General features: G+C 48.7%; 28 protein-coding genes. 12 read left to right on the top strand and 16 right to left on the bottom strand.

Features of this window, described 5'->3' with window-relative positions:
* Window positions 1-162: 162 nt before the first annotated feature.
* A complete protein-coding gene (locus tag J3P40_RS02355; RefSeq protein ID WP_256002496.1) occupies window positions 163-1,299 on the bottom strand; it encodes a FecR family protein in 1,137 nt (378 codons plus the stop codon).
* 75 nt (window positions 1,300-1,374) lie between these two features.
* Window positions 1,375-2,004 carry an RNA polymerase sigma-70 factor gene (locus J3P40_RS02360; protein WP_256002498.1) on the bottom strand — a complete coding sequence of 210 codons (630 nt, stop codon included), beginning with the start codon at window positions 2,002-2,004 and terminating at the stop codon, window positions 1,375-1,377.
* 41 nt (window positions 2,005-2,045) lie between these two features.
* On the opposite strand from J3P40_RS02360, the gene J3P40_RS02365 reads away from it, so the two are divergent.
* From J3P40_RS02365 to J3P40_RS02375, 3 genes are read left to right on the top strand one after another with little or no spacing between them, the layout of a single operon-like run.
* On the top strand, window positions 2,046-2,252 hold the full coding sequence (locus tag J3P40_RS02365; protein ID WP_256002500.1) for a YtxH domain-containing protein: 207 nt from the start codon (window positions 2,046-2,048) through the stop codon (window positions 2,250-2,252).
* A 9-nt stretch (window positions 2,253-2,261) separates the two neighbouring features.
* Complete coding sequence (locus J3P40_RS02370) at window positions 2,262-3,659, top strand: MBL fold metallo-hydrolase RNA specificity domain-containing protein (protein ID WP_256002503.1); 1,398 nt, start codon at window positions 2,262-2,264, stop codon at window positions 3,657-3,659.
* A 52-nt stretch (window positions 3,660-3,711) separates the two neighbouring features.
* Complete coding sequence (locus J3P40_RS02375; protein WP_256002506.1) at window positions 3,712-4,401, top strand: class I SAM-dependent methyltransferase; 690 nt, start codon at window positions 3,712-3,714, stop codon at window positions 4,399-4,401.
* A gap of 3 nt (window positions 4,402-4,404) precedes the next feature.
* Here J3P40_RS02375 and pepT read toward each other — a convergent pair whose 3' ends face one another.
* Window positions 4,405-5,658, bottom strand: a complete 1,254-nt coding sequence (pepT, locus tag J3P40_RS02380) for a peptidase T (protein WP_370687720.1) — start codon at window positions 5,656-5,658, stop codon at window positions 4,405-4,407.
* 41 nt (window positions 5,659-5,699) lie between these two features.
* Here pepT and J3P40_RS02385 point away from each other — a divergent pair, with 41 nt between their 5' ends.
* Genes J3P40_RS02385 through J3P40_RS02395 form a run of 3 tightly spaced genes read left to right on the top strand, consistent with a single transcriptional unit; the run spans window position 5,700 to window position 8,788 of the window.
* Window positions 5,700-6,416, top strand: coding sequence for an outer membrane beta-barrel protein (locus J3P40_RS02385; protein WP_256002512.1), 717 nt, complete (start codon window positions 5,700-5,702; stop codon window positions 6,414-6,416).
* Between the two features lie 52 nt (window positions 6,417-6,468).
* Window positions 6,469-8,169 (top strand): M14 family metallopeptidase, encoded by a 1,701-nt coding sequence (locus tag J3P40_RS02390; RefSeq protein WP_256002515.1) that lies wholly within the window; start codon window positions 6,469-6,471, stop codon window positions 8,167-8,169.
* A 1-nt stretch (window position 8,170) separates the two neighbouring features.
* Window positions 8,171-8,788 carry a rhomboid family intramembrane serine protease gene (locus tag J3P40_RS02395; RefSeq protein ID WP_256002517.1) on the top strand — a complete coding sequence of 206 codons (618 nt, stop codon included), beginning with the start codon at window positions 8,171-8,173 and terminating at the stop codon, window positions 8,786-8,788.
* 10 nt (window positions 8,789-8,798) lie between these two features.
* Here J3P40_RS02395 and J3P40_RS02400 read toward each other — a convergent pair whose 3' ends face one another.
* The 3 genes from J3P40_RS02400 to J3P40_RS02410 are packed head-to-tail and all read right to left on the bottom strand — an operon-like array spanning window position 8,799 to window position 10,276.
* On the bottom strand, window positions 8,799-9,761 hold the full coding sequence (locus tag J3P40_RS02400; RefSeq protein WP_256002520.1) for a hypothetical protein: 963 nt from the start codon (window positions 9,759-9,761) through the stop codon (window positions 8,799-8,801).
* An 11-nt stretch (window positions 9,762-9,772) separates the two neighbouring features.
* On the bottom strand, window positions 9,773-9,958 hold the full coding sequence (locus J3P40_RS02405) for a DUF6358 family protein (protein WP_256002522.1): 186 nt from the start codon (window positions 9,956-9,958) through the stop codon (window positions 9,773-9,775).
* The gene (locus tag J3P40_RS02410; RefSeq protein ID WP_256007046.1) at window positions 9,959-10,276 is read right to left on the bottom strand and encodes a rhodanese-like domain-containing protein; all 318 of its coding nucleotides are present in this window, start codon (window positions 10,274-10,276) and stop codon (window positions 9,959-9,961) included.
* Between the two features lie 96 nt (window positions 10,277-10,372).
* Between J3P40_RS02410 and J3P40_RS02415 the strand changes: the two genes are divergently transcribed.
* Both J3P40_RS02415 and J3P40_RS02420 read left to right on the top strand, forming a co-directional pair.
* Window positions 10,373-11,467 carry a DUF4407 domain-containing protein gene (locus tag J3P40_RS02415; protein WP_256002525.1) on the top strand — a complete coding sequence of 365 codons (1,095 nt, stop codon included), beginning with the start codon at window positions 10,373-10,375 and terminating at the stop codon, window positions 11,465-11,467.
* On the top strand, window positions 11,464-12,405 hold the full coding sequence (locus J3P40_RS02420) for a M20/M25/M40 family metallo-hydrolase (RefSeq protein ID WP_256002528.1): 942 nt from the start codon (window positions 11,464-11,466) through the stop codon (window positions 12,403-12,405). Before J3P40_RS02415 ends, J3P40_RS02420 begins: the two co-directional genes overlap by 4 nt.
* Here the strand turns inward: J3P40_RS02420 and J3P40_RS02425 are convergent.
* Both J3P40_RS02425 and J3P40_RS02430 read right to left on the bottom strand, forming a co-directional pair.
* Window positions 12,395-12,898, bottom strand: a complete 504-nt coding sequence (locus J3P40_RS02425; protein WP_256002531.1) for a GNAT family N-acetyltransferase — start codon at window positions 12,896-12,898, stop codon at window positions 12,395-12,397. The two genes, J3P40_RS02420 and J3P40_RS02425, sit on opposite strands and share 11 nt — an antisense overlap.
* Before the next feature lie 3 nt (window positions 12,899-12,901).
* The gene (locus J3P40_RS02430) at window positions 12,902-13,462 is read right to left on the bottom strand and encodes a thiamine pyrophosphokinase (protein WP_256002533.1); all 561 of its coding nucleotides are present in this window, start codon (window positions 13,460-13,462) and stop codon (window positions 12,902-12,904) included.
* A gap of 57 nt (window positions 13,463-13,519) precedes the next feature.
* On the opposite strand from J3P40_RS02430, the gene J3P40_RS02435 reads away from it, so the two are divergent.
* Window positions 13,520-13,888: a response regulator transcription factor gene (locus tag J3P40_RS02435; protein WP_256002536.1), complete on the top strand. Its 369-nt coding sequence runs from the start codon at window positions 13,520-13,522 to the stop codon at window positions 13,886-13,888.
* Here J3P40_RS02435 and J3P40_RS02440 read toward each other — a convergent pair.
* The 4 genes from J3P40_RS02440 to J3P40_RS02455 form a co-directional block, all read right to left on the bottom strand.
* On the bottom strand, window positions 13,872-17,162 hold the full coding sequence (locus J3P40_RS02440) for a ThuA domain-containing protein (protein WP_256002539.1): 3,291 nt from the start codon (window positions 17,160-17,162) through the stop codon (window positions 13,872-13,874). The genes J3P40_RS02435 and J3P40_RS02440 overlap by 17 nt on opposite strands.
* Before the next feature lie 152 nt (window positions 17,163-17,314).
* Window positions 17,315-18,223: a class I SAM-dependent methyltransferase gene (locus J3P40_RS02445; RefSeq protein WP_256002541.1), complete on the bottom strand. Its 909-nt coding sequence runs from the start codon at window positions 18,221-18,223 to the stop codon at window positions 17,315-17,317.
* Window positions 18,224-18,297: 74 nt separating this feature from the next.
* Window positions 18,298-19,482: an aspartate aminotransferase family protein gene (locus tag J3P40_RS02450; RefSeq protein ID WP_256002544.1), complete on the bottom strand. Its 1,185-nt coding sequence runs from the start codon at window positions 19,480-19,482 to the stop codon at window positions 18,298-18,300.
* A gap of 3 nt (window positions 19,483-19,485) precedes the next feature.
* Window positions 19,486-20,343 (bottom strand): phosphodiester glycosidase family protein, encoded by an 858-nt coding sequence (locus J3P40_RS02455; RefSeq protein WP_256002546.1) that lies wholly within the window; start codon window positions 20,341-20,343, stop codon window positions 19,486-19,488.
* A gap of 31 nt (window positions 20,344-20,374) precedes the next feature.
* On the opposite strand from J3P40_RS02455, the gene J3P40_RS02460 reads away from it, so the two are divergent.
* Entirely contained in the window at window positions 20,375-21,172 is a 798-nt protein-coding gene (locus J3P40_RS02460; protein ID WP_256002549.1) for a DUF3298 and DUF4163 domain-containing protein, read from the top strand.
* A gap of 85 nt (window positions 21,173-21,257) precedes the next feature.
* On the top strand, window positions 21,258-22,295 hold the full coding sequence (locus J3P40_RS02465; protein WP_256002552.1) for an LLM class flavin-dependent oxidoreductase: 1,038 nt from the start codon (window positions 21,258-21,260) through the stop codon (window positions 22,293-22,295).
* Between the two features lies 1 nt (window position 22,296).
* Here the strand turns inward: J3P40_RS02465 and J3P40_RS02470 are convergent, their stop codons facing one another.
* The gene (locus J3P40_RS02470; protein ID WP_256002554.1) at window positions 22,297-22,947 is read right to left on the bottom strand and encodes a DUF305 domain-containing protein; all 651 of its coding nucleotides are present in this window, start codon (window positions 22,945-22,947) and stop codon (window positions 22,297-22,299) included.
* Between the two features lie 10 nt (window positions 22,948-22,957).
* Window positions 22,958-23,260 carry a hypothetical protein gene (locus J3P40_RS02475; protein WP_256002557.1) on the bottom strand — a complete coding sequence of 101 codons (303 nt, stop codon included), beginning with the start codon at window positions 23,258-23,260 and terminating at the stop codon, window positions 22,958-22,960.
* A gap of 93 nt (window positions 23,261-23,353) precedes the next feature.
* Between J3P40_RS02475 and J3P40_RS02480 the strand changes: the two genes are divergently transcribed.
* Window positions 23,354-23,860: a DUF6265 family protein gene (locus J3P40_RS02480; protein WP_256002560.1), complete on the top strand. Its 507-nt coding sequence runs from the start codon at window positions 23,354-23,356 to the stop codon at window positions 23,858-23,860.
* A gap of 83 nt (window positions 23,861-23,943) precedes the next feature.
* Here J3P40_RS02480 and J3P40_RS02485 read toward each other — a convergent pair whose 3' ends face one another.
* Both J3P40_RS02485 and J3P40_RS02490 read right to left on the bottom strand, forming a co-directional pair.
* The gene (locus J3P40_RS02485) at window positions 23,944-25,071 is read right to left on the bottom strand and encodes a TlpA disulfide reductase family protein (protein ID WP_256002563.1); all 1,128 of its coding nucleotides are present in this window, start codon (window positions 25,069-25,071) and stop codon (window positions 23,944-23,946) included.
* 9 nt (window positions 25,072-25,080) lie between these two features.
* Complete coding sequence (locus tag J3P40_RS02490) at window positions 25,081-26,217, bottom strand: TlpA disulfide reductase family protein (RefSeq protein ID WP_256002566.1); 1,137 nt, start codon at window positions 26,215-26,217, stop codon at window positions 25,081-25,083.
* Between the last annotated feature and the right edge of the window lie 4 nt (window positions 26,218-26,221).

Below are 26,221 nucleotides of genomic sequence, written 5' to 3' on the forward strand. Positions count from 1 at the left end.
TTATGCGGCCGGGCGGCACGCATAAAATCTTTTCATAAATTTTATACATTTGTTTGTGTGGTTGTTGGTTTAGTACGACAAGATTAAATGATTACAGCCAGACAAGACGGACAGCCCTGGCTCCACCCGGGGCTGTTCTTTATCCGGCGAACTTAGTAGTGGTTATTTCATAACTAAAATTCGCCTCCCTTCTATTTTAAATTTAACGGCCCCCGTAAGCGAGAGCTTATTCAGTAACTCTGCCACGTGCTTGAATTTCGATATCCGCCCACTGAAGACTTCCTGCTTAACATCATCGTCCTGGTATACGATCTCCACATCGTACCACCGGGAAACTTTTTTCATAATGCTTTGCAGGTCATCGTGGTCGAACACAAACAATAAGTTCTTCCAGGCTATGGCCTGGTCTATATCGGCCTGGCTTACCTGCAGACGATGCGCAAACAGCAGGGCTTGCTGACCGGGCTTTAGCACGACCGGCTGAACTGCAGACGCTGCAGGTTCAACGTTTACCGAGCCTTCAAGCAGCGTGGTTTTGGCCACCGTTTCATCGGCATAGCTGCTTACATTAAAGTGTGTTCCAAGAACCCTGATCTGCTGCCCGCGGGCCTTCACAATAAATGGGTGGGCAGCATCCTTTGCAACCTCAAAATATGCTTCACCATCCAATTCAACCAGCCGCTCCTTTAGCCCTTTAAAAGAGGCCCGGTATTTTAAAGTCGTAGCCGCATTAAGCCATACGCGAGTACCGTCGGGCAACTGCAGCCGGTACTGTCCGCCCCGGGGAACGGAAAGCATATTGAAAGGCGAGGGCTCGCGGCCTTCTTTGCCGACCCCAGGCTGGTCGGTGTAGATCACCTGGCCATTGACCGCCCGTATCATGTCTGTTCCGTTTTGGACCCCAAGGTCGCCTTCGGTTGTGTCGGACAAGGCAATGCGTTCACCATTTCCCAATATCAGGACAGCTTTTCCAGATCCGGGTTTGATCAGAGCGCCGGCCTCGAGCAGTTTCGCTGAACTGTCGGGGCTTTCCTTGACGAGCATATAACCACCCAACACGATGGCAAACATAGCGGCCACTGTAGCGACATATCGGAAGAGCCGCGGACTCCGCGCCGGACGGATAGACGACATCAGTCTGGCATGTACCCGATCCTTTACCTGGTCTTCCGCTTCCGGATATATGGCGTCCTGGTAAGCGATATTCCGGTACCACCGGTTGAGCCGTGCCACTTCATCGTCGCTGGCATAACCGTTCCGGTATTTCTCCAATAAAAGGTCGATCTCTTTCTGATCCATATCGTTACGCAGGAATATCGCTTCAAAAGGAGGTACCCTGAACCGCCTCTTACCCTATATGGTTATCAAAAAAAATTAAAAAAGGTCTTTAAAGATGCCCGGAGACAGTAATATTATGAGCCCTGTGTTTCTTAAATTGCCCCTGATCACTTTGAGCGCCCGGGTCAGATTGGCCTCCACACCCTTTTCGGAGATTCCCATGCGCGCAGCGATCTCAGCGTTGTTCAGTCCCTCTGTACGGCTATAATAGAACGTGAGCCGGCATTTTTCGGGGAGCTGCTCCACGATGCCGTTGATGTATTCTTTCAGGAACAAGGCATCCAGCTTTGCTTCATCGTCTTCAAGATCAACAAAGGCGTAATGGGCTTCTGCAAGTTTTTCCCTGTGCCTTCGTCGCTGGTAGTGCTTAAAAACAGCAAACTTAACCGCGGTATTCAAATAGGCAGGAACATTCACAATGTTCTGGCTTTCTCTTTTCTCCCACAAGGCAATAAAGACTTCATGAACAATGTCTTCGGCCTGGGCTTTATCTTTGGTGTGGTTCCAGGCAACCAGCAGCATCTTTTTCCAGTACCGATCATAAATCTCCGAAAATGCCTCCCGCCTGTCCTGAGCCATCAGTTCAAGCAGTTCAGCATCGGTAAGTAAAGCAGATATCGGCATGGCTTTGTGTGTTCCCTGGTATAAAGTTAACAAAAAAACCATTTGACCACACTTGTTGTTATGCTTACATAAAACAAAAAATCATGAAGAAAGAAACTAAGATTATCGCCGGCGTATTAGCGGGAGCGGCGCTGGGCGCGGCAGTGGCATTAATATTGGCATCAGACAAGTCGGGCGACCTGAAAGATAAGGTGTCTGACTGGCTTAGCGATGTTCTCGATTCATCAAAAGACAAACTTGCAAACGTTACCGACAAAGTGAAAGACACCATTTCGAAAGTAAACGGGTAGGTTTATTGAATGAAAATTGCTTTCTATGGTGCTGCGCGGGCTGTAACGGGCAGCAAGCACCTCATCACACTAAATAACGGTACTCAACTTTTGCTCGACTGCGGCCTGTTCCAGGGGATGGGCGAGGTAACCGATGGCCTTAATCAGCGCTTCGGCTTCGACCCGGCTAAATTGTCGTACGTTGTCCTTTCTCATGCGCATATCGATCATTGCGGTTTGTTACCGCGGCTGGTGGCCGATGGCTTTGAGGGACAGATATTTTGTACTCCTGCAACGATGGACCTTGCACGAATCCTTATGATGGACTCGGCCAAGATCCATATGCAGGATGCGGAATATGCAAACCGGCATGTAAAGGACGGCGAGACCAGCGAGGAACCGCTGTATACCGACGACGATGTGGTGAAAACCCTGAGTCAGTTTAAGGTGGTCGAATATCTGGAAGATTATGAGATAGACCCCAGGATCACACTCCGGTTTACCGACGCTGGCCATATTATCGGCAGTTCGGCCGTTCATCTGCGGATTATTGAAGATGGAAAGGAGCACCGCATTACCTTCAGCGGGGATGTGGGCCGTTATGGCGACCTGATCCTGAAAAGTCCGCAGACCTATCCGCAGGCCGACTATATCCTGATGGAGTCTACCTATGGTGATTCCCTTCACAAAAGTCTGGAACCGATAGAGGAATCGTTGCTGGAAATTATTAACCACACCTGTCTGATCAAAAAGGGCAAGGTGGTGATCCCCGCCTTTAGCGTAGGCCGTACGCAGGAACTTCTGTATGCGCTGAATGGCCTTGAGTTGAAAAATAAACTGCCGGACGTACCGTATTATGTTGACAGTCCGCTTTCGCTCCAGGCCACTGAAGTGTTGAAAAACCATCCTGAAGCCTATAACAATGGCGTAAAACAACTGATGAAGATCGATGACGATGTATTCAGCTTCAAGGGACTGAAATTTATAGAAAGCGTACAGGAATCTAAAGCGGTAAACGAAGATACCCGGCCTTGTGTCATTATCGCTTCTTCGGGCATGGCCGAGGGCGGTCGGGTAAGGCACCATATCCGTAATACAATTGGCAACCAGAAGAATACGATTCTTATGGTGGGCTATGCGGATCCGAATTCCCTAGCCGGACAACTGGTGGCAGGCAGCCGCACGGTATGGATGTTTAACGAAGAGTATGATGTGGTAGCGGATGTGCGGTCGATACAATCCATGAGCGCGCACGGCGATTATGAGGACCTCCTTCATTTTCTCGAATGTCAGGACCCGGAACAGGTGAAGCAGATCTTTTTGGTGCATGGGGAGTACGAGGTGCAGCAGGCCTTCGCACAGCGTGTGCGCGACGCAGGCTTTAAGAACGTGACCATCCCGGAATACCGGCAGGTGTACGAGCTGTAGTCTGGCAGAAATGAGCATTGCGTAGCTAAAGGGATTTGTCTAAGTTTGCCCGATGGATGTATTTGGCCAGGCTCTAAAAGATCAGTTCCGTAACCCCCCTTCGGATATTCTCTGGGTACATAATTCTTACGATGAACCGGAGGAGATGCCGGTCGACATCTATTTCCGAAGCGAAAAGGAAATGCCGGAACTTGAGCTCAAAGCACTTGATGCCTGCCGCGGCAAGGTGCTTGATGTGGGCGCAGGGGTTGGAAGCCATGCCCTCGTTTTACAGGGCCGGGGATTTGATGTTACGGGAATGGATATCTCAGAAGAGGCTGTGACCATTATGAAGCAGCGGGGACTGAAAAAAGCGCTGACCGGCGATATCCTGAAATATTCCGGGGCGGGGTACGATACCTTGCTGTTTATGATGAACGGTATTGGGCTGACGGGTTCGCTCCAGGGCTTAAGGTCATTTCTCAGCAAAGCTAAAGGGTTGATCAACCCGGGCGGTCAACTCGTCTTTGACAGTTCCGACCTGATGTACCTGTACGAATCGGTGCCCTTTCCCTTAAACGGATATTACGGCGAAGTCAGTTTCCGATACGAATACAAAAGCCTGAAAGGGAATTGGTTTAAATGGGTGTATGTAGATCAGCAGACGCTCATGCGGACGGCCCGTGAAGCTGGCTGGCTCACAGAAATCCTGTTTGAAGACGGCAACGATCAGTACCTGGCGCGTCTGACCGTTGCCGGTTAACCCTTAAGCTTTTTCTTCCCAGATGCAGGCGATATTGATGATGGTCTGCACCGCCTTTTCCATGTCCTGTACCGAGGCCCATTCCTGCTTACCATGAAAGGCGTGTTCACCCGCAAAAATATTCGGGCATGGCAATCCCATAAAGGAAAGGCGTGAGCCGTCGGTTCCGCCCCTGATACTTTGACGCTTCGGCGTTATACCTGCGCGCTCAATAGCCTCAATGCCGTATTGAATGACCTCGGGATGCCGATCGAGTACCTGCTTCATGTTCCGGTACTGCTCCGTGATTTCGAGGGTATAGGTAGCGTTGGGATAATCCTCGATAATGTTCTGGACGGTCGCATCAAGAAACTCGCCGTTGGCTTCAAGCTCTTCATTATTAAAAGCGCGCAGGATAAACCTGCCTTCAGCACGTTCTACGCTACCGCTGATAGAAACAGGATGAATGAAGCCTTCTTTCCCTTCTGTGGACTCGGGCGACAGGCAGTCAGACGGCAGCGCGCTGATCACGTCTGACAATATCTTGATGGCACTTTCCATTTTGCCTTTGGCAAAGCCAGGATGCGTGCTTACCCCATGAATGGTGAGCAAGGCACCGTCGGCAGAAAAGGTCTCGTCTTCTATGGAACCCAAGGTTTCACCGTCTACCGTATAACCAAAGTCGGCCCCAAGCTTGTGCAGGTCGGCTTTATCCACACCGCGACCAATCTCTTCGTCGGGTGTAAAAAGTATTTTGATCGTTCCGTGTTTTACGTCCGGATGCTGCATAAAAAAGGCCGCAGCTTCCATAATCTCGGCCACGCCTGCCTTATTGTCGGCCCCCAGCAGCGTAGTTCCGCTCGCGGTAATGATGTCGTTTCCGATCTGGTCTTTGAGATCCGGATGTTCATGCATACGCAAGACAATACTGTTATCGTCGGGCAAAACCAGGTCCTGGCCCTGATAATTGGTATGTATAATAGGTTTTACAGCATGTCCGCTGCAGTCGGGCGAAGTATCCATGTGTGAGCAGAAGCATATTACCGGCACTTGCTTTTCTGTATTGGAAGGGATGGTTGCATATACATAGCCATGATCGTCCATATGCGCATCAGCTATGCCCATATCCTGAAGTTCCTGTACCAGGACATTCCCAAGATCCTTCTGCTTTTCGGTAGAGGGTGTGGCGGGCGACATCGGGTCAGACTGCGTATCAATCTGCACGTACTTAATGAAGCGGTTTTGGAGCGTTTTAGTTTTATTTTGATAATTTAGCATATCCGTAAGGTAAGTCACAAAGTTAGCCATTAGATTATAATTTGACCAGTACCCGAGCTATATCGACAAAAAGCCTGTTTGCGCTATGGGCGCTTATGACCCTGTGCCTTTCTGCCACTGCACAGTCGAATTATTATAAGCTGGGCATTGGCGGTGGATACGGTTTTACCCAGGCCTTCACAGATCTGCTGGACCAGGACTTTTCGAAGGCCATTTACGGACAGGCGGAGTTTTTCTTTAGCCCCTTCGTGAGTATAGGCGCCGAGATACAGCAAGGCAAGATCAAATCAGGAAATTCGTCGGACGACCCGCTTGCCCGTGCTTTTGTGAACGATTATACGCTTACAGGCCTGAATGCAAAGTTGTACCTCGGGGCGGTGACAGACCATCGTTCGGGCAGACTGCTGGATGCACTGAAATGGCTGTACCTGGGCTCCGGTGCAGCGATCATCAGAAATAAGATATCCCACAAAAATGAGCTGGAAGATGATATCTACCTTGGTAAAAGTAAATCCCGGGAACTTGTGCTCCCCCTGAATCTGGGCTTCAGTTATTACTTCAACGACCGGGCGGGCATGCCGCGACTTGGCATAAACGCGAATATACAGGTCAATTTTTCACTCGGAGAGGGTCTGGACGGATACGACAGGTCGAACGTTACCTTCAAAGAGGATGTGCCCGACCGTTATCATTTTTACAGTGCGGGACTGAGATACCTGTTTGGCCCCACAGGATTGTCGAAACGCTCACTTAACTAGTTTTTCTTCAATGAAAAGGCCCTTATTATTCATGTTGCTTTATACCATAACCATGCATACATCTGCACAGCTTACGCCGTATGAACAGAGCGGCAAAAAGGAAACGGCTACATACGATCAGGTTATTGCCTGGTACGCCGGTCTGGACATGCAGTACGAACAGGCGAAACTGATCGAATGCGGTGAGACGGATTTCGGTAAACCCCTGCATGTGCTGGTCCTTTCAAAGGATCGTATTTCCGATCCGGCAGAAGCCAGGCGCAGGAACAAATGCGTACTGCTGATCAACAACGGCATTCACCCCGGCGAGCCTGAGGGTATTGATGCGAGCATGATGCTGGCGCGCGATCTCCTTAAGAACAACGCGCTGCCTGAAAATGTGGTTATCTGCATCATTCCGTTATATAATATTGATGGAAGTTTTAACAGAAGCGGTACCTCACGTGCCAATCAGAACGGTCCGGCCGCCTATGGCTTCAGGGGCAACGCCCGGAACTACGACCTGAACCGTGATTTCATTAAATCTGACTCGAGAAATGCTGTGGCTTTTCAGGAGATCTTTAATACCTGGAAGCCGGAAATCTTTGTGGATACCCATACGAGCAACGGCGCGGACTACCAGTACGTCATGACGCTGATACCAACCCAAAAAGACAAGCTTCAGCCTTTACTGAGTGAATACCTGACCTCGACAATGCTGCCTGAACTCTACCGCAGGATGGAGAAAGCCGGTTATGAAATGACGCCTTACGTGAACAGCATAGAGGAAACACCGGATGCCGGCATTATGGGCTTCCTGGAAACGCCGCGGTACTCCACGGGTTACGCCGCATTGCACAACACCATCGGTTTTATGCCGGAAACGCACATGCTGAAGCCTTATCCGCAGCGGGTAGACGCTACGTACAAACTGCTCCAGATTTACGTCGATCTGGTAGAACGAGATGCCCGGCTGATCCGTGAAAACAAACGCAAGGCAGATGAAGCGGTGTCGGCCCAGTCCGATTTCCCGCTTGCCTGGAAACTTAACCGCGACAAGTATGACGAGCTGCAGTTTAAAGGCTATGAGGCCAAGTATAAACTCAGCGAGGTAAGCGGTCTGGATCGCCTGTATTACGACAGGAATGCGCCTTTTACCAAAACCATAAAGCAGTGGAATAACTTTGAGGCTTCGGTGGTTGTTAAAAAGCCCGTGGCATATATCATTCCGCAGGCCTGGGAGAAGGTGATCGCCTTGCTGCGGTTGAACGGCGTGAAAATGGGCAGATTAACGGAACAGGCAGAGCTTGATGTTGAAATGTATTACATTGGGGAGTATAAGACCAGCACCGCACCTTATGAGGGGCATTACCTGCACTCCGCCCTGCAGTTGAAGCCCGTCCGGCAAAAGATCTACTTTTACGAGGGAGATTATGTGGTGTACACAAACCAGGCGGTCAACCGTTATATTGTAGAAACCCTGGAACCGCAGGCGACTGACTCTTTCTTTAACTGGAACTTTTTCGACGCAGTATTGAGCATGAAGGAACATTACTCTGCCTATATTTTTGAGGATACTGCGGCCGAGCTGCTCAAAGCACAGCCGCAGTTGCGGGAAGCGCTTGAGAAGGAAAAGCAAAAGAACCCTAAGCTGGCCCAGGATGCAGGCGCGCAGCTGGACTTTGTATATAAAAACTCTACCTACTACGAAAAGACACATTCACGATATCCTGTTGCACGTTTACTTAGCCCTAAGCCCTTATCATTAAAATAATATGGAATCTTTACACGAAACGCCCGTTGCCTCAATCATCTTTTTATTTACCATTGTGACCAGCCTTTATGCGTTCAGCAATCCGGACCTGTATGGGAAGTTTATGCTGCACCCCTATAGTGTTTCGCGCCGTTATAAATTGCATACGCTGATTACGAGCGGATTGATCCATGCCGACTGGATGCACCTGATCTTTAACATGGTCACTTTCTGGTCGTTCGGCTTCGGGCTTGAAAAGGTTATCGGCTCAGTTAACTTTGCGATCCTGTATTTCGTGAGTCTAATTCTGAGCGATATCCCTACTGTAGTCCGCCATAAGAATGATATGTGGTACAACAGCCTCGGAGCGTCGGGGGCGATCAGTGCGGTGCTTTTTTCATACATTCTCTATTCGCCTTTTACTTCATTGTATATTATGCTTATTCCCATTCCGGTCTGGGCAATCGTGTTTGGCCCGCTTTATCTTGTATATTGCGTATACGCCTCCAGAGAGGCGCGGGACAATATAAACCATGATGCCCACTTTTTTGGCGCATTGTCGGGTCTGATCCTTACCGTTCTTCTTGTGCCGGGCGTGATCCCGCATTTCCTGAACCAGATTATGCTTAAGCTTGCCTAGCAACCGGCGTTTATAATACGGCGGGAAGTGCCGGGGGATGGAAATAGCTCATCGGATTAGCCGGATCTTTGATGATTTCAAACAGGGTGTGGCCCCATGGTTTCCAGAATTCCTGTAGCACCTGCGCATAGGTTTTATGCTGCCAGTGATCAAAGATCGGCTTGTTTAGGGTGCCCTTGAGCGGCATGGGCTCGATGTAAATGGTACCCTCCACAGGCATCACCGCGTATTCGGGGAGGCGGTTAAACAAATATGCCGAATAATAGAACCTGGCACAGAGTTCTTCAAACTGCTCCGCGGAAAGCTTGGTCCCTTTGATCTGATCGAGTAATTGCTGATGGAATCGGGCATTGGTGCCATTGTCCTGCAGACAGGCCACGATGCCGAAATTCTTCATCTTCATCGAAAAGGTAAGCGTGTTGATTTCATCGCGGAAGCTGAACGGTGTATCTTCCGCCAGCTCGACGACCACGATAGACCAGGGTTGAAATTCTTCGAACTCCACCGGTGTATAGATGCCCTGAATCATGGTATGCAGGTTGCCGAACTTATGCATGAGGCCCTGCGACATGTTCAGTCCGTCGGCACTCAATTGCTGCTGGCGCACTGCGGCGTTCATTTCCAGGTACACCAGCCCATACAGGAATTTCCCGATCCAGTTAAAGATGTCGGCTTGAACTAACTGCGACACTCCCTGGTACCCCTCAGAAAAAGCCTGCTGCATTCTCTGCTCCAGCGCATCAACAAAGTGTTCCTGCACTTCGATATTCACCGGAACCTTCAGGCTGTTGTAGCTGCGGATACTTTCATCGAGCAGTTTAATCGGCTCCTCTCCGCTAAGTCCCGCCATATCGAGCAGCCAGCGTGGCAGGATATTGCTTTCTTCTATGGGTGTCGAAAATGTATCGCCGCTCAGGTAACACTTTTTATAATGAAAGTCGAAACTGCGGAAGGGCTGGTAAACTGTGCTCATGTATGTCTCCGCTACTTCTTTAACAAGTTGCGCATCTCCTTGAACAGTTTAAGTTTCAGATATCCAAAGAACACGGCAAAACCAATAAAAGCGGCGATATAAGGGTACTGATTATTACTAACGCACCATACGATGCCTATGATGCATATAATAATCGCCAGGGTGTAAAAAACGTTTAACGCGATCTTTTTGACCATCTAGTAAACAGGCATTTCAGGGTCAAATGCTTCCTGCCAGGCTAGAATGCCTCCTTTAAGATTGTACAGATTGGTAAGCCCCAGCTGCTGCTCAAGCTGCATTACTGCGGCTGCGCTGCGTTTACCGCTGCGGCACTGAATGATGACAGGCTTGTCTGTGGCTACTTTATCGGCCTCAATCAAAATACCGCCCAGGGGGATATTCTCGCCGTTGAGGTTAGACACTTCATATTCGAAGGGTTCCCTGACATCAATCAATTGAAAATCTTCGTTATTATCGATCTTCTGCTTTAGTTCTTCGACCGTTATTTCCTTAATCATAGCAATCTGTTTTTTCAAAGATACGAATTGTATTGTAACAACTGAACGTGCCGGGCGTTTAATAGTAGTAACGTAAACATTATCAAGTACATCATGAACGCCATACAGCGGTTTTTCTGGTTCTGTTCAGGGGCCCATATCCCGACACTGGAAAAATACCCTACCGAACACACGAAATACACCGGCATAGGTGCCACGATTTTCTTTACCGGCCTGTTTGCTGCTTTATCGGGCGGCTATGCCCTGCATTTTATTTTTAAGGGCGAGCCAGGAGCTATAGGGTATGCGCTGTTGTTTGGCTTGTTGTGGGGATTGGCGATCTTCAATATGGACCGCTACATCGTATCGAGCATTGATAAAAGCGCCTCTGCCTCGCGACAAATTCTACAAGCTACGCCGCGTATCCTGCTTGCGATTATGATCGGTATTGTAATCTCCCGCCCGCTTGAACTTAAAATCTTCGACAAAGAAATCAGGGAACGCCTGAAAATGAGTTATCTGAACAATCAGCGCTCGCGGATTGACACATTAAATGCGGCGTTCAATAATAAATACAAAATTGAAATGGCTAAGCTTGCCGACATCCGGGCACAGCGTGACTCGCTGCAGGCAGCCATTAAGAGCGACAGGCAGAAACTCAATTATGAAATTTTTGGCAATAAAACCACCGAGACATCGGGCATTATGGGTTATGGCCCGTACGCCAAACGAAAGGAAGCGGAACTTCAGCAAAGGCAGAGCGATCTGGATACGCTGGGTGCGGCAGCCCTCAGGCTCGAGAATTTCATTTCCGACCGGAAAGCTTTCGACGGAATGATGAGTGAACGGCTGTATACCGGCAAACAGCTGGATAGTCTTGTCAGCGTGGCGGGGTTTGCCGACCGCAACTGGGCTTTGGGTCAGCTTAAATTTACACCTGCCGGCAAGCCCGACACCGATACGGCACTGGCGGTAACATTTATAGGTTTGTTGTTTATTTTCTTTGAATGCTTGCCGGTTTTTGTTAAATTGATGAGCAGTAACGGCCCGTACGACAAAGCCGTTAACAACATAGAGATCAGCCAGGTACATGAATCGGACCGGGAAAGAGACTATGAGGTTAGCGTGGTAGACGGCGTACATGACACGCGCGTAGATGCTGAAGTGGGCCGCCGAAAGAGAACATTTTTATATAACTCCGATCAATGAAACGAATTTTAACCGCTTTATTATTGCTTATCAGTGCGCCCTACATTTATGCGCAGGACATTAACAAGATCATCAGCAGAACCTATGTAGACAAACTGATCAAGACACTAAGCAGTGACGATATGCAGGGCAGGGCAACTTTCAGTCCGGGCATCGACAAAGCGGCAAGTTTCATAGAAGCTGAATTCAAGCAGATCGGTCTGAAACCACTTCCGGGAGAAACTTCCTTTCGTCAGAGCTTTGAACGCCAGGGCAAAGCTCTTTTCAACGTTGCGGGCATGATCCCGGGCAAATCTAAAGCGAAGGAGATCGTGGTCTTTTCTGCGCATTATGACCATATCGGCATCGTTAAAGGAGACGCGCAGGACAGTATTGCCAATGGGGCAGATGACGATGCCTCGGGCACAACTGCCGTTATCGCGCTGGCTAAGTACTATAAGGCCCTGAACAATAACGAACGTACCCTGATCTTTGTGGCCTTTACCGCAGAGGAGATCGGCGGCTTTGGCTCTAAACATTTTTCAGGAAAACTAAATCCGGATCATGTGGTGGCGATGTTCAATATCGAGATGATCGGCAAGGACAGTAAATTCGGGAAGAACGCCGCATTCATTACAGGCTTTGATAAGTCGGATTTCGGAAAGATCCTGCAAAAGAACCTGAAGGGAACTGAATTTACCTTTCACCCGGATCCTTACCCTAAGCAAAATCTGTTTTACCGCAGCGACAACGCCACGCTGGCTGCGCTGGGCGTACCTGCACATACCATCAGTACCGACCAGATCGATACCGACCAATTTTACCATACGGTAAAGGATGAGTACGAAACGCTTGATGTGGAGAATATCCTGTCGACGATAAAAGCCATTGCCCGGAGCGCCGTAAGCATCATTAAAGGGCAGGATACGCCGACAAGGATACCGCGGCTTATTGAGTAAGCTCCTTTTCCATAATAAAGTCGTTCATGAAGAAGCCCTTACCAATATTGATGTCGACCTCCTCAACGATCTTAAAGCCTAAGCTTTCATAAAAGCCCCGGGCTTTATTGTGACGGTTTACGTTTAACTGAAGCGTTTTTGCCCCGGCATGGGCGGCCAACCTGCATACTTCGCTGATCAGCAGTTTGCCAACTCCCTTACCATGCTGCTGCGGCAACACATATAGCTTGTGTAGCTTATAGATGGTATCGTTTTCCGGGAGACCGGAGTATCCGGCAAAGCCGATATCCATACCATCTTCCTCTGCCATGAGGAAGACATACCCGGCCCTGAACTGCTTGAGCAGTTCGGCTCTACTGTACATGGTATCCAGCATATAGCTGATCTGCTCTTCCGATAATATCTCGCCATAGGCCGATGGCCAGGTTCTCATCGCTAAATCCCGGATACTATCTATATCCCCCTCCATGGCTCTTCTAAGTAGGATCATCATTGTTTATAGTTGCTCCGTTATAAATAAATACGGGGCATTAAAATGAAATTCAACAAAGCCATCTGTTTCTACCTCATACCTATCATCACAGGCCTTTAAGTTCGACACCTGCAGTCCGGCGACTGGCCTGAGCGCGAAGAGCTGTCCGCCAGGCTTCCATATTTTAAAGCCGGACTTCACGGCGTAAGCTTTATCACGCGCCGTAAACAGGACAATATTCAATTTGTCCAGAAAGGCTTCAAGCTCATGCAGTTCTACCTCTGCACCGATAATATTGACTGCCGGATACTTTGCCTCCGCCAGATGGTTAAGGACGGCATGCAGCGCATTATCACTTTCCGGGATAAGCCCTGTATCTTCCTGCAGGGTAGAGAAAGCCGGCTTTGCAACAACGAGATCCACTTTGAGACCCAGGCTAAGCGCCTTGTCGTATTCGGTTTCGTTGACGATCAACGTAGGACTCCATTCCAGCATCTGACCCAGGTAATCCTCGTGGAAGTCGCCCAGCCGGTGAACATATAATGCAGGCTCCTGTTTTTCGCGTATGATATGGTGTGAAGACATAGGCCAAAATTAATCCCTTTTACAAACATTCGTACCTGTTTTGAGTTTTATATCATTATGAGAAAGAGAATTTTTGTAGCAGAGGACGATAAAGACATCGCATATATTTTAAACACACTGCTTACCGGCGAAGGTTATGAAGTGGACGTGTTTAATACACTTACCGACCTGAAAACCGCTATGGCGCATCAAAAGCCGGATTTATTGCTGATGGACATCATGCTGCCGGACGGCAACGGCCTGGATCTTTGCCGTGAAATAAAGAATGCAGAGGAGCCTGTCCTACACCCGATATTCATGATGTCGGCCGCAGTACCGCTTGAAAAGATGGTAGGTAAGAACGGTGCTGACGCGATGATCAGCAAACCGTTCAAGCTTGATTTCGTGCTTAACACGATAAAGTGTTATATCAGCGGTCAAAACTGATCCAATCTATGCTGATCAGATCACGGTTTGGTGCAGCACTTTTTAACAATATAAAGTAAAGATCGTGGCGACCCCCCGGATCGGTAACCGGTGCGGTCAAGGTTTTGAAGGTATCCCAGTTGCCCGTAGCGGTATAGTTTACCGTGCTCACCAGAGCTCCTTTAGGCGAATCTGCACGAACCTCTATGGTGGCATCCCTATTCGCCGAAGCGTAGAAATAGGTCAGCTGCTTGATCGACTTCAGATCAACATTTTTAATCACGAAGTATGACTTGTTGTGAATACTGCCCAGGTAGGTTTTATTCTTCTGCACATTGCTCAAAATATCAGCTTCTTCTGCCTGTACTTTTGCAGGACGTAATACCAGTGTTTCCTTTTTGGTAAGCGGGGTAATTGCACCGCCTTTGTCTGTGTAAGACGCAGAGAAGATATATCGTCCCTGATCTTTGGTGTCCAGGTGCCTGTCGAGCATTGCGCTGCCTTTTTGCGGCAATGCCGTATTGGTTTTTTTAGCGGTAAGCGACAAGATGTACTTGACCATTTCAGAAGCATCCTCAGTAGATATCTGCGGGTGTGCACTCATCGCATGCGGGCCCCAAACACCGCCGCCGCCTTTGATGATCTTTTTAGACAGCAGATCTACCGCAGCTTTATTGGTAGCATACCGTTTGGAGACCTGCACGAAAGAGGGGCCTACTGATTTGGCGTCCAACTGGTGACATGCCTTACAATCACTGCCGGCAATCAGTGATTTACCGTAGTTATAGGTCGGCGTGATTTGCTGATGCCCCACAACGGACTGGTTGTTCTCCACCTTTGCAATATAATCCAGTTTAACCAGTACTTTTTTAGGATCAACAACCTTGTCCTCGTTGTCCTTTACGTCTACCTGGTATTTGAACGCTTCAGCTTTAGGAAAGAAGAAGGAAGCATTGCTGGTTGTGTTGATGGCTACTTGTGGCAAGGTATTTCCAACTTTAATTTCCAGGGTATCGGTACTGCTCAGTCCGCCTGCATCAGTGACCTTAAGCACTGCCTTGTAAATGCCATTATTGTTAAAAGTATAGCTCAGGTTGGCATTGGTTGAAGCAACCTGGTTGTTTTCAAGACGCCATTCGTAGGTCAGCTGGTCGTCGTCATCATTATCATAGCTCTTCGAGGCCAGGTTCACTTTAAAAGGTGCCAGGCCGATGGTATCACGCGTTTCGATCTTAGCGATCGGAGCACGGTTGCCCCCGTTGTAATCGATCCGCACCAAACGAGCGTCAACGTTATCAATACCGTATACTGAACCGTATTCCAGCATATACATCACGCCGTCAGATCCGATCTCTATGTCGACCGGCCTTCTGAAGTCGCCGTTAGTTTCCATAAACGGCTCCAATCTTTTGTAGTTTTCGTTCTCGTCAAGACGCAACACATACACCCAGTTCCGCATCCAATCGTACACAAACACGCCCTTATCGTAGTACTCAGGTAGTTTGGTGGGCGATTGAAGCGCCGGACTGAAATGGTATACCGGTCCGCCCATGACACAACGGCCACCCTGGCCAATTTCAGGGAACTCAGCAGAGCGGTTATACGGATACCAAACCATCGGTTTTTGTGCCGCAGGCAGGTTTTGCAATCCATTGTTATACTCAGATGTGTTCTGCGGGGCTGATGCTTCGAACAGGGCGCCAACTTGCTTCGTGGCGAAATCATACATTTTATAAGCCTTATTGTCGCCCACAAAATACGGCCAGCCATAGTTGCCCGCCTGTTTGGCCTGATTAAACTCGTCATAACCGCGCGGTCCCTGCACACCGTCAGTACCCGAATCCGGACCCACCTCACCCCAATACAGCGTTGAAGTTACCGGGTCTACCGATATCCGGTATGGGTTACGGCATCCCATAATATAAATCTCCGGACGTGTATTGGCTGTTCCTTTAGGAAAGAGGTTGCCTTCGGGAATGGTGTAACTTCCGTCGGCCTCGGGGTGGATCCTTAATATCTTGCCCCGAAGGTCGTTTGTGTTCGAAGCCGAACGCTCTGCAGTGAAGGTCAGGCGGTTCTGACGTCTGTCTATAGGCGCGAATCCGTCCGACTCAAAAGGCACGGTATTGTCGCCTGTTGAAATAAACAGGTTCTTATGCTTATCCCACGCCATAGACCCCCCAGTGTGCGCACTTACTTCCAGATCTATGGGGATTTCGATCAGTACTTTTTCAGACTGGAGGTCGAGCACGTTATCCTGACTGATCCTGAAACGGGAAATATGCTGCTTCACCTTATCGCCCGCAGAAGCTGTATTGAAAAAGTATAAATAATTATTGACGGCAAAGTCAGGATCGATGGTCATACCCAGCAAACCATTTAAATATTTATCTACAGCCTTTACCGGGAATTTGTAGACAAGCTCTGTCTTGCCGTCGGACGGCGTGTAGACATAAAAATTACCTGCACGTTCAATGAAGAACACCCGGCCGTCGGGCGCAACCGCCAGTTCCATGGGCTCGTTCAGGTCGTCGGACAGGATGGTCTTGATAAAGCGGTTGTCTTCGGGCTTTTTAACCGCGTAAGCTTTGCTGTAGTCTAAAGGCTGAGTTCCGATAGCGTATTTGATACCGCCAAGTATATGTTTAAGAAAGAGAGGCTCACTGAAGCTCTCGTCGGTATGTCCGCCCCCGGTGTAAAAAGACCGACCGCCATCAAATTCGCGGTACCAGGCAATCGGGTGGTTATCGCCATTGGCGCCACCTTCGTAGGTGCTCTCGTCTAAGCGCGCCAGTACATTGATGCCCTCCTGTATGTTCTTGTAATTGTACCACTCATCTCTGCGCTCCCAGCGCTTTGGCAATCCCTTGGTCGAAATATGCGTCGTATCGTCGACCATCACCACGGCATTGCTGATTTGGGGGTGACTTAAAAAGTAGGCGCCGACCAGTTTATTAAACCATGGCCAGTCATACTCCGTATCGGCCGCCGCATGAATACCGACGAAGCCCCCGCCAGCCTGGATGTAACGTTCAAAGGCCACCTGCTGATCGCTGTTCAGCACATCCATTGTGGTGCTCAGGAACACGACAGCGCTATAGTTTTTCAAACTGTCTTCAACAAAATAGGCAGAGTTCTTGGTGGTGTCGACCGTAAAATTGTTTTCCGCTCCCAGCTTCTGAATCGCTGCGATACCTGCAGGTATAGAGGTATGATAGAAACCTTTGGTCTTGGAGAACACCAGTACCCTTGCTGGTTTGCCAGATTCGGATGCTTTCGACGGTTTTGGGACCACGGTTTTGCAGGCGTAAAAAACTATCGAAGCACAAATCGCCGAAAATACAAACAGGTGTATTTTGAGATACTTGGATAAAAACATAAAGGGCTTTTGTTAAGTGTGTTATTTTTGGTAAACTTAACAATTATCTGAAAATCCCTGAATTTTTTTTATGAATTCAAATAAGGGTTTCTGGGCATCTTTAACAGGTGATAACCCGCCGCTCTGAGTCGCTCCTGCTCTTCGGATGTCGGCATTTGCTTAAAGATAATGGTACCAAGCACCTGGCTGGGAATCATCCGCAGTTTCACCAGCATATCGAGCAGCGATTTCTTCCAGTATACCTTGCGGAACTTGCTGTTGCCCATAGCCGTAGGCACATCATCGGCCCCTTTGAAATAGAAGTTTGGATTGAAGCGCTTAAAAGCCACCATAGGCAAATCAAGTCCGGCAGCAAACTTCTCGAACTCCCGCTCTGATACTTTATAAACGAAGTTACCCACTGGCTCGTAAGAAAACCTGTTCTTCCAGAACTTCCTGACAAGCTTGTCGCTGATAGCGCCCATGGTATTCACAACGAAGAGCAGCAAAGGCATCTTGGAGACAGGGTCCTGCGGTTCAATGATCACAATGCCCTTCCGTGACACACGCATCATTTCATACATTGCGGCGTAGGGCCGGGGAAAATGGTGGTAGGACTCTTTGCACAACACATAGTCGACCTCCTGATCTGCCAGAGAGAGTTGTTCCGCGTTTTCTGAGCGGTATTCTTTGATAATGCCTTCATTAAACGCTACCGAAAGCATGTCGGTATTAAGGTCTGACGCGATGGCATTGCTTCCTTTCTTCAGGATGTATTCCGCATCGAATCCGTAGGGATCACCGATGGTAAGCCACTCCGACCGACCGCTTTTTAAAAGAGGATCCAGGCAATCGAAGAACAACTGCTGAAGCCAGGTAGCCAGGTCGGGCGAGTCCAGAGGCTTCCTTTTAGTCAGGTATGCCCGCTTTGATTCTTCCGTTGGAAACTGCTGATTGTACCAGTCGCCATGCCTGTCGTAACTCTCTTTATGAAACATCCCCTTGTTTTATGCTGCAATAATTGTCAAAAATTCTGATAAATCCATATATACCCTTGTTTTTTGTACCCCTGTCATAGCTGATCCAAGGCATCAAGGATTACAGCGCAGGCCTTGCGGATCTCGCCTTCCGAGATGATGAGCGGCGGCGCGATCCGCAATGCAGTTTCGCAATGCAGGAACCAGTCTATAATCACGCCGTTGCGTGTAGCGATTTCACTCACCTTCTCTACCTGCTCAAAGTGGTCGAGCTGAATACAAAGCATGAGTCCGACACCCCTGACCTCTTTGATAAGCGGGTGTACCAGCAGTGAACGGAAAAGCTGCTCCTTTGCAGGTACTTCGGCCAGCAGGTTTTCCTGAAGGATGACGTTTAAACCAGCCAGGCCCGCAGCACAGGAGACCGGATGACCACCAAAGGTGGTGATGTGCCCGAGGATGGGGTTTTCGGCAAGCACACTCATGATCTGTTTTGAAGAAATAAATGCGCCTATGGGCATTCCGCCGCCCATGGCCTTGGCCAGCAGCAGAATGTCGGGCACAATCCCGTAATGCTCGAAAGCAAAGAGTTTACCGGTACGCCCGAACGCCGCCTGAATCTCATCCATGATAAGCAAAGTGCCTGTTTCGGTACAGCGCTCCCTCAGCTTTTGCATGTATGCTGGCGAAGCTACCCGTATGCCTGCTTCGCCCTGTACGGTTTCTAAAATTATACAAGCTGTGCTTGTGTTGATCTGTTCCAAACCTTCCTCGTCGTTAAAATAGATAAAATCTATATCTGGAAGCAAAGGCCTGTACTTTTCTTTATAATACTCGTTTCCCATAACACTGAGGGCACCGTGCGTGCTACCATGGTAAGCATTATGGCAGGACAGTATCCGTGATCTGCCGGTATATCGCTTGGCAAGTTTCAGGGCGCCTTCCGTAGCTTCGGCGCCTGAGTTGACGAAATAAACATTGTCGAGCGGATCAGGAAGCACCTCGGAGAGCCGGGCCGCAAACTGTACCATAGGGGTTTGTACAAACTCCCCGTACACCGTAAGGTGCATATACTTCTGCAGTTGTTCCTCTATCGCTTTTACGACGGCTGGGTGGCGGTGACCAATATTGCTCACGGCAAAACCGGATACCAGATCCATATAGGCCTTGCCGGAGCTGTCGTACAGATACAATCCTTCCGCACGCTCTATCTCCAGCATCCGCGGCGAGAGGGAAGTTTGTGCAGTATTGAGCAGAAAAAGCTCCTTGTTGCTGATCATTGTTTATTTCTTTTTCTTGATGAGAATAACGTTGGCGACTTTACGCTCGCCTTTATGGTCCCAGGAGCGGTTGTCGGAGGGATAGTTTACCACCCCTGTGCTGTTTACCCAAAGCGTTGTAGAACCTCCGCCATCGAGATTGATGGCATCAACGCAACCCAGCCAGCGCATTACCTTGCTGAGTTCAAACAAGCTCATTCCTGCGGCGCTGGTATGCCGACCGTCGATGGTGACGAGTAACACTTTCCCGTCTGCCTTGACACCAACAGCCGTTCGCGGATGCCGCAAAACATTAAATGCGCCGCTGTCGAGCACCTCCTGCTTTCCCTTAAAGCTGAGCAGGGGGCCGCTGGTCATTACTTCCGTAGCCGGAAGATCCTGTTCCCATTTGTCGCTGCCGTCCCATTTATATATATCCAATCGCCCGTCTCTAATTGCCACAGCTGCACGCTGATGTGACGCCCGTTGATTATTATCCAGACGGTTCTCTTGTTCAACCTGACCATTTGCCTTGATAAAATCAACCGAACCGCCGTTTTTGACGTCAAAGAAGGTGCCGTTGACCGCCGCCAGGGCATCTGCAGAGATACCAAAAGCACTGGTCGGCCGAAGTACAGACGGTTCGCTGCCGAGCGCAAAAGGCGCCCGTCCTTTTTTTTGCTTCACTTCCAGGTAACTGATGTTCTGGTTGGCCCCAAACATTTCCTTGTCACTGAAGTGATGAACCAAAAGCTTTACACCTTTTGCGATGCGCTTTTTAGTCCATTTGGCGCGGACTAAAGCGAGAGAATCTGTATCTTGGCCGTAAGCTCCGCTTAAACAGAAGATCATGATCAAGAGAAAGGCCGGTCTTTTAAACATTCGATAAAAATAGACATAATTTAAGCTAACGATGAAAAAAATCCTGTCCCTATGCATGTTTGGTTTGCTTGCTATTGCAGCATGTAACAACACCAGCCAACCCGACCAGACGGCCTCCCCATCGCAAGACACCCTTCGTTACGATTCGGTGAAAGTGTATGCAAAGAACCCTGTATCGGCCGACACAAATTATACGGACACCGCAAAGGCAGTGATCGTATACCCGGTTTTTGCGGATAAAAAGATCAACCAGTTGCTGGAGCAGCATGTTGCGTCAACCATAGGCAACGACATCAAATACAGCGGCTACCAGGATATTGCCCAGCAATTTATACAGCAATATGAAAACGACCGTGCAGCCAATAAGGACCGGAGGTTTACCTGGTTTATGGGCATGAATATGACGGTGCAGTTAAATAAACCCGAACTCATCTCCATATTAAATACCTACTTCTATTACCAGGGCGGTGCTCATCCAAACACCGTCTTCCTGTCGTACAACATATCCCCGGCAAGCGGCCAGCTCCTCACGCTCGACTCGCTGCTCGTTCCTGGAAAACGTCAGGAACTCGAAAGCCTGGCCGAGCAGGTCTTTAGAAAAGACGAGGGGCTAAAGCCCACAGAAACACTTGCAGGGCGGTATTTTTTTATTGACGATCGCTTTGCACTGACTAAAACGTTCACATTTAATGAAAGCGGCATCATCTTCACGTATAGTCCTTACGAGATAAAACCTTACGCCGCCGGCAAAACCGATCTTCACATACCGCTGAAAGATCTTGAGGGTCTGATCAGACCCGAGTACCTCAGCCAGTTAGCCGCGCATTGATTCCTCGCGTAACGTGTTTCTTAACATGGATCAATGTAATAGCGTGTATAAAGCGGTAGTTTTGGGTTAAAGAAAACAAAAGCATATGGAATTAGGCATTGGAATGTTTGGCGACCTCGCCAACGATCGGCAGACCGGGAAACCAAGATCGGCAGAGACAAAACTTCGGGAAATCATCGAGCAGATCAAACTTGCTGATGAGATAGGTCTGGACGTGTTCGGACTAGGCGAGCACCACCGCCCTGATTACGCTGTATCGTCGCCCGAGATCGTGCTGGCCGCGGCGGCGAGCGTAACGAAAAACATCAAGTTGATGAGCACAGTAACGGTGCTTAGTTCGGCAGAACCGGTGAAAGTGTATCAGGACTTTGCGACGCTAGATCTTTTGTCGGGCGGACGAGCCGAAATAGGTGTAGGCCGGGGCAGCTTCATTGAGTCCTTCCCATTGTTCGGGTACGACCTTAAACATTACAATCAGCTTTTTGAAGAGAAGCTCGACCTGCTGTTAAAGATAAATAACAGCAATGGCCCAGTGAGCTGGTCGGGCCAGCTCCGCGCACCGCTGGTTAATCAGACCGTATTGCCCAGGGCCTCCCGGGATGGCAAGCTTCCCGTCTGGATCGCTGTAGGCGGCACGCCAGAGTCTGTACTTCGCGCAGCAAGATTAGGTCTGCCGCTCATCATTGCCATTATTGGCGGCATGCCGGCACAGTTCCAGCCATTGGTTGAATTCTACAAACAGGAATACATCAGTCATGGTCACCCGGCCGAAGAAATGCAGATCGGTATACACTCACATTCTTTCCTGAGTGAAAACGAAGCGGGAGCGAGCGAATATTTCGACAACTATGCGGAACAAATGAACCGGATAGGCGCCTCAAGAGGTTGGGCTCCCTATACAAGGGTACAGTACAATGGCGGGCGCAGCAAACAAGGCGCGTTGTTTATTGGCGACGCATCGGCTGTGACCGACAAAATCCTGTACATGCACGAATTGTTCGGGATTACCCGGTTTATCGGACATATGGACGTGGGCGACCCTTCTCATAAGAATATGATGCGTTCGATAGAGCTGTTCGGCACACAGGTAGCGCCTGCGGTCCGAAAAGCCCTCGGAAATTGAGTTATGGGATTTGTACGATGAGTCGTTGCGCCTGTGCCAGGTGCCGCCGTAACACTGGCAGGTACTTACTCGCATAAGCGCTTACTTCCTTATCGTCCGATTTAGCGTTGGCCTCAAACATGGCAATGGTACTGCGGTACTGGCTTACAATCTGGGCCAGACTTTTTGCCCTTTCTGTTCCTTCTTGGGAGGCTTGTGGGCCTACCAGTGAAAGCAATGAGGGGTTCACTGCCCCAAGCCGGGCAGTTACGGAATCGCGCCAAACCGTTTGCCTGCCCGAACTGAATTTCTTCAAATCATTTCGAAGCAACTGGTGATCTTCCATAGCGGAGGTAGCAAAACTACCCGGAGTTATGGTGGTTATGGGTTGCACAACCGCACCTCCGGAAGCCTGCACTGTTGCCCGGGCCTGATTAATAGCTCCGTCGGCAATACGTTCCGCATTCTCCCTGTTGCCCGCCCCGTTTGTTCGGGTTACACTTGGTGTAAGCGCATCCCCGGTGGCGTTCATTACAGCAACGGAAGGGTTCTTTTCTGCTGGAGTTAATGTGGTAATCCCAGAACCCGAGTCTGTCGAATTACGCCGGCCTGCACAGGATAATAACATGCAGGCCGACAGGCTTGATACCAAAATAAAACTGAGCGGTTTCATAGCTTTATGATTAGGCAGGATCATCGTCCGGGTTCTCGAAATCAGCGTCGTCGTCGGTATCGAGATTCATGTCATCATCTTCGTCTTCAAAGTCTTCGGTTTCGTCGTCCAGCATTGTACCTTCACCATCTGCGTACTCCACCTCTCCTTCGGTATAACCGGCATCATCATCGTCACCACCACCCAAATCATCTTCCTGGTTCTGGGCCGTAGGCGATAGTTCATCATCTGACGAGGCACTGCGGCCTACCTGAAACTGATCCAAATTCGGGATTTCTTCTTCAGTAAACTGATCTTGATTTAAATTTTCCATAGCTGTAGATTTTGCATAAATAACAGATGGGCTTCGGATATGTTTATCTTTTAACACCCGATTATGTATATTTATTTTTCTAACCAGTGATTTATGAAATACGTATATCTTTTTATTCTACTATCGTTTGCGGGGCTAATGCCTCAGGGCGCTAAGGCGCAAAGTACCATTAAAGGATCATTCTCTGACATCAGCTTTATCCAGGGGCACTGGACCGCCAAGACGGCGAGCGGACAGGACATAGAGGCGGTATGGCTGGCACCTAAGCCTGATCATATGGTTGGTTTTATGCGGATGATGCGTGGCGACAAAATAGATTTATATGAAATCCTCGCGTATGAGTACACCGATAACCGCCTGATTTCTATGGTGAAGCATTTTAAACCAGGACTGATAGGACAGGAGGAAAAAGATAAGCAGGACCGCTATGCTTTTGTGGAGGCAAGCAAAGACCGCGCGGTGTTTCAGAAAGAAGGCGGAGAGATGCGTGTACTATATGAGAAGCGTGGAGACAAACAGTTCGCCATCGCTATTGGCAATCCTAAAGATGGAAAGTACAGTTATAACGACCTGTTTCTGTTTAGCAAGGTAGCTAAATAAGAGCCGATAACTACGACAATAAAAAAAGAGGCTGATCATTTCATCAATGATACAGCCTCTTTCAAAAAATTATTAATCCTGCCTTATTTTATATAAGATGCGATTTGCTTGTTCACATCCGCGCCTCTAAGATTCTTCGCGACAATTACACCTTCTGGATTGATCAGGAAGTTTTGCGGGATAGCTGAAATGCCATATTTCACAGCAATGTCCGTTTTAAAGCCTTTAAGGTCACTCACCTGAATCCATGGCATGCCATCATGCTTTACCGCGTTTAACCATGCGGCCTTAGTTTCATCAAGCGAAACCCCAACGATCTCAAAGTTTTTATCCTTCAGTTCGTTATAGGCTTTCAGCAAATGCGGATTTTCTGCACGGCAGGGCACACACCAGCTGGCCCAGAAATCTACCAGAACATACTTACCTCTCAACGAAGACAACTTAAACTCCTTACCCTCAGCATCTGGCTGGGTAAAGTCGACCGTTTTTCCGAGTGCAATTTGTTTGGCCTTGTCGTACTTTGCCGTCAGCTTTTTACCTGCGCTACTCGCCAGAACTCTTGGGCTCAATATTTTGTAATACGGCTCAAACGTAACCGGATCAATAACCGCTGTCTTGTTTGCACTGATCAGATCGAGCGTTACGTAAGAGTCGGGGTGACTGAAAATAAAAGAATCAACCAGAGCCTCAATTTTCGCATGTACAGGTCGGGCTTCAGCCTGTATGGTTTTGATGGCCACGGTGTCCTTTACCTTCGCATAATACACCCTAGTGAACCGCTCCGTGATGTCCTGAAACTGTGCAAAGAGCACTTTAGTCTTAGCGTTATATTCATTGAAATCTGCCTGGGCCTGTGTGCCGGTAATGCTTGCAGTCGAGACACTATCATTACCTACCACCTTGTATTTGCCCTTTTCAAGGTAAAACTCCTGGTAATCGCCTTGTGAATTGCGCCTTACTGTATCCTTTTGCAGAGGCAACAAAGATAGATATGCTTTATTAGCATATAACGTAGTGCCGGTAAGGCTGAACTTACCCTTCCTTAACACTGCACTATCCTTAACACTTTTTCCCTCGGCGTTTACATAGCTCAGTACTACCTTTCTGTCGCTGCCCGCACCGGGAATCTTACCCGCTATCTCAAATTTGTCCTGTGCCGACGCAACAAAGGGCAGCATCATCAGAAGGGCAATTGCCTTTTTTAATAACATAAATTTCGACTATTTAATTAGTTCTTTTAACTTTTCCGTCAGCGCCTCACCCCTCAGATTTTTAGCTATGATCATGCCTTGCGGATCTATAAGCAGATTTTGAGGTACGGAATTGATCCCATACAATACAGCTACCTCGTTTTTCCAGCCTTTCAGATCGCTTACGTGAATCCATGGCAAGCCATCCTTTTGTACTGCGGCTTCCCAGGCACCCTGGCCTCCGGGATAGTCGAGCGACACCCCTACGATTTCAAAGTTTTTACCTTTCAATGCATTGTATGCTTTGACCACATTAGGGTTCTCAGCGCGACACGGTACACACCAGCTTGCCCAAAAATCAACAAGCACATACTTACCTCTCAACGAAGAAAGTTTGAAGGGCTTACCATTAATATCGTTTTGGGTAAAATCGGTGGCTTTAGACCCAGCCTGGCGTCTCTTGCCAATTTCAATTTTTTCAGCTGTACGCTTTCCTAATGGTGACGACCTTAGTTCAGCCGAAAACCGGTTAAAAAGAGGCTCAACCTTGGCCGGATCAAAATAACTGTCGAGCACTGACATATTGAATGTATAAAGCCCCATGAAAGAATTCAAGTGAGTTTCAGCAAACTGCCAGTTGATGCTCTTGTTCATGGCCACCAGCTTCTGGATGCTGTCTGCAGCCATCTTACGCTCATCTAAAGACTTTACGTACGCGCCATCTGCCGTCTTGGCACCATACACATCCTGCAGCTTCATGATCTTAGCCGTAACAGGTTTCATCAAGGCCTCCCGTTCAGCGTTTTCTTTGTCAGACAGCGACCCGGTTATTGTTGCAGTCCTGACAGCGTCTGTACCAACAACCTCGATCTTAGAATTTTCAATAAAGAAATCCTGACTATCACGCTGCTGGCCGGCATCTGCTTTTCCCTTTTGTCTAACGGTCAACAAAGCACTCTGCGGCTCATCTACACTACCCGTAAACTGGAAGTTACCCGCCTTAATCTCAGCAGAGTCCACTTCTTTCCAGGCTCCTTCTTTGAAGAGCACGAGGTAAGCTTTAGCCTCGCCTTTTATTGCAGGCAATTTACCTGTGATGGTATAAGTTTTTTGAGCTGCTGCCATAAATGGCAGCAGCATTAGAATTGAAAACAATGTATTTTTCATCTCT

The organism is Pedobacter deserti, assembly GCF_024436415.1.
GTDB classification, from domain to species: Bacteria; Bacteroidota; Bacteroidia; order Sphingobacteriales; family Sphingobacteriaceae; genus Pedobacter; species Pedobacter faecalis.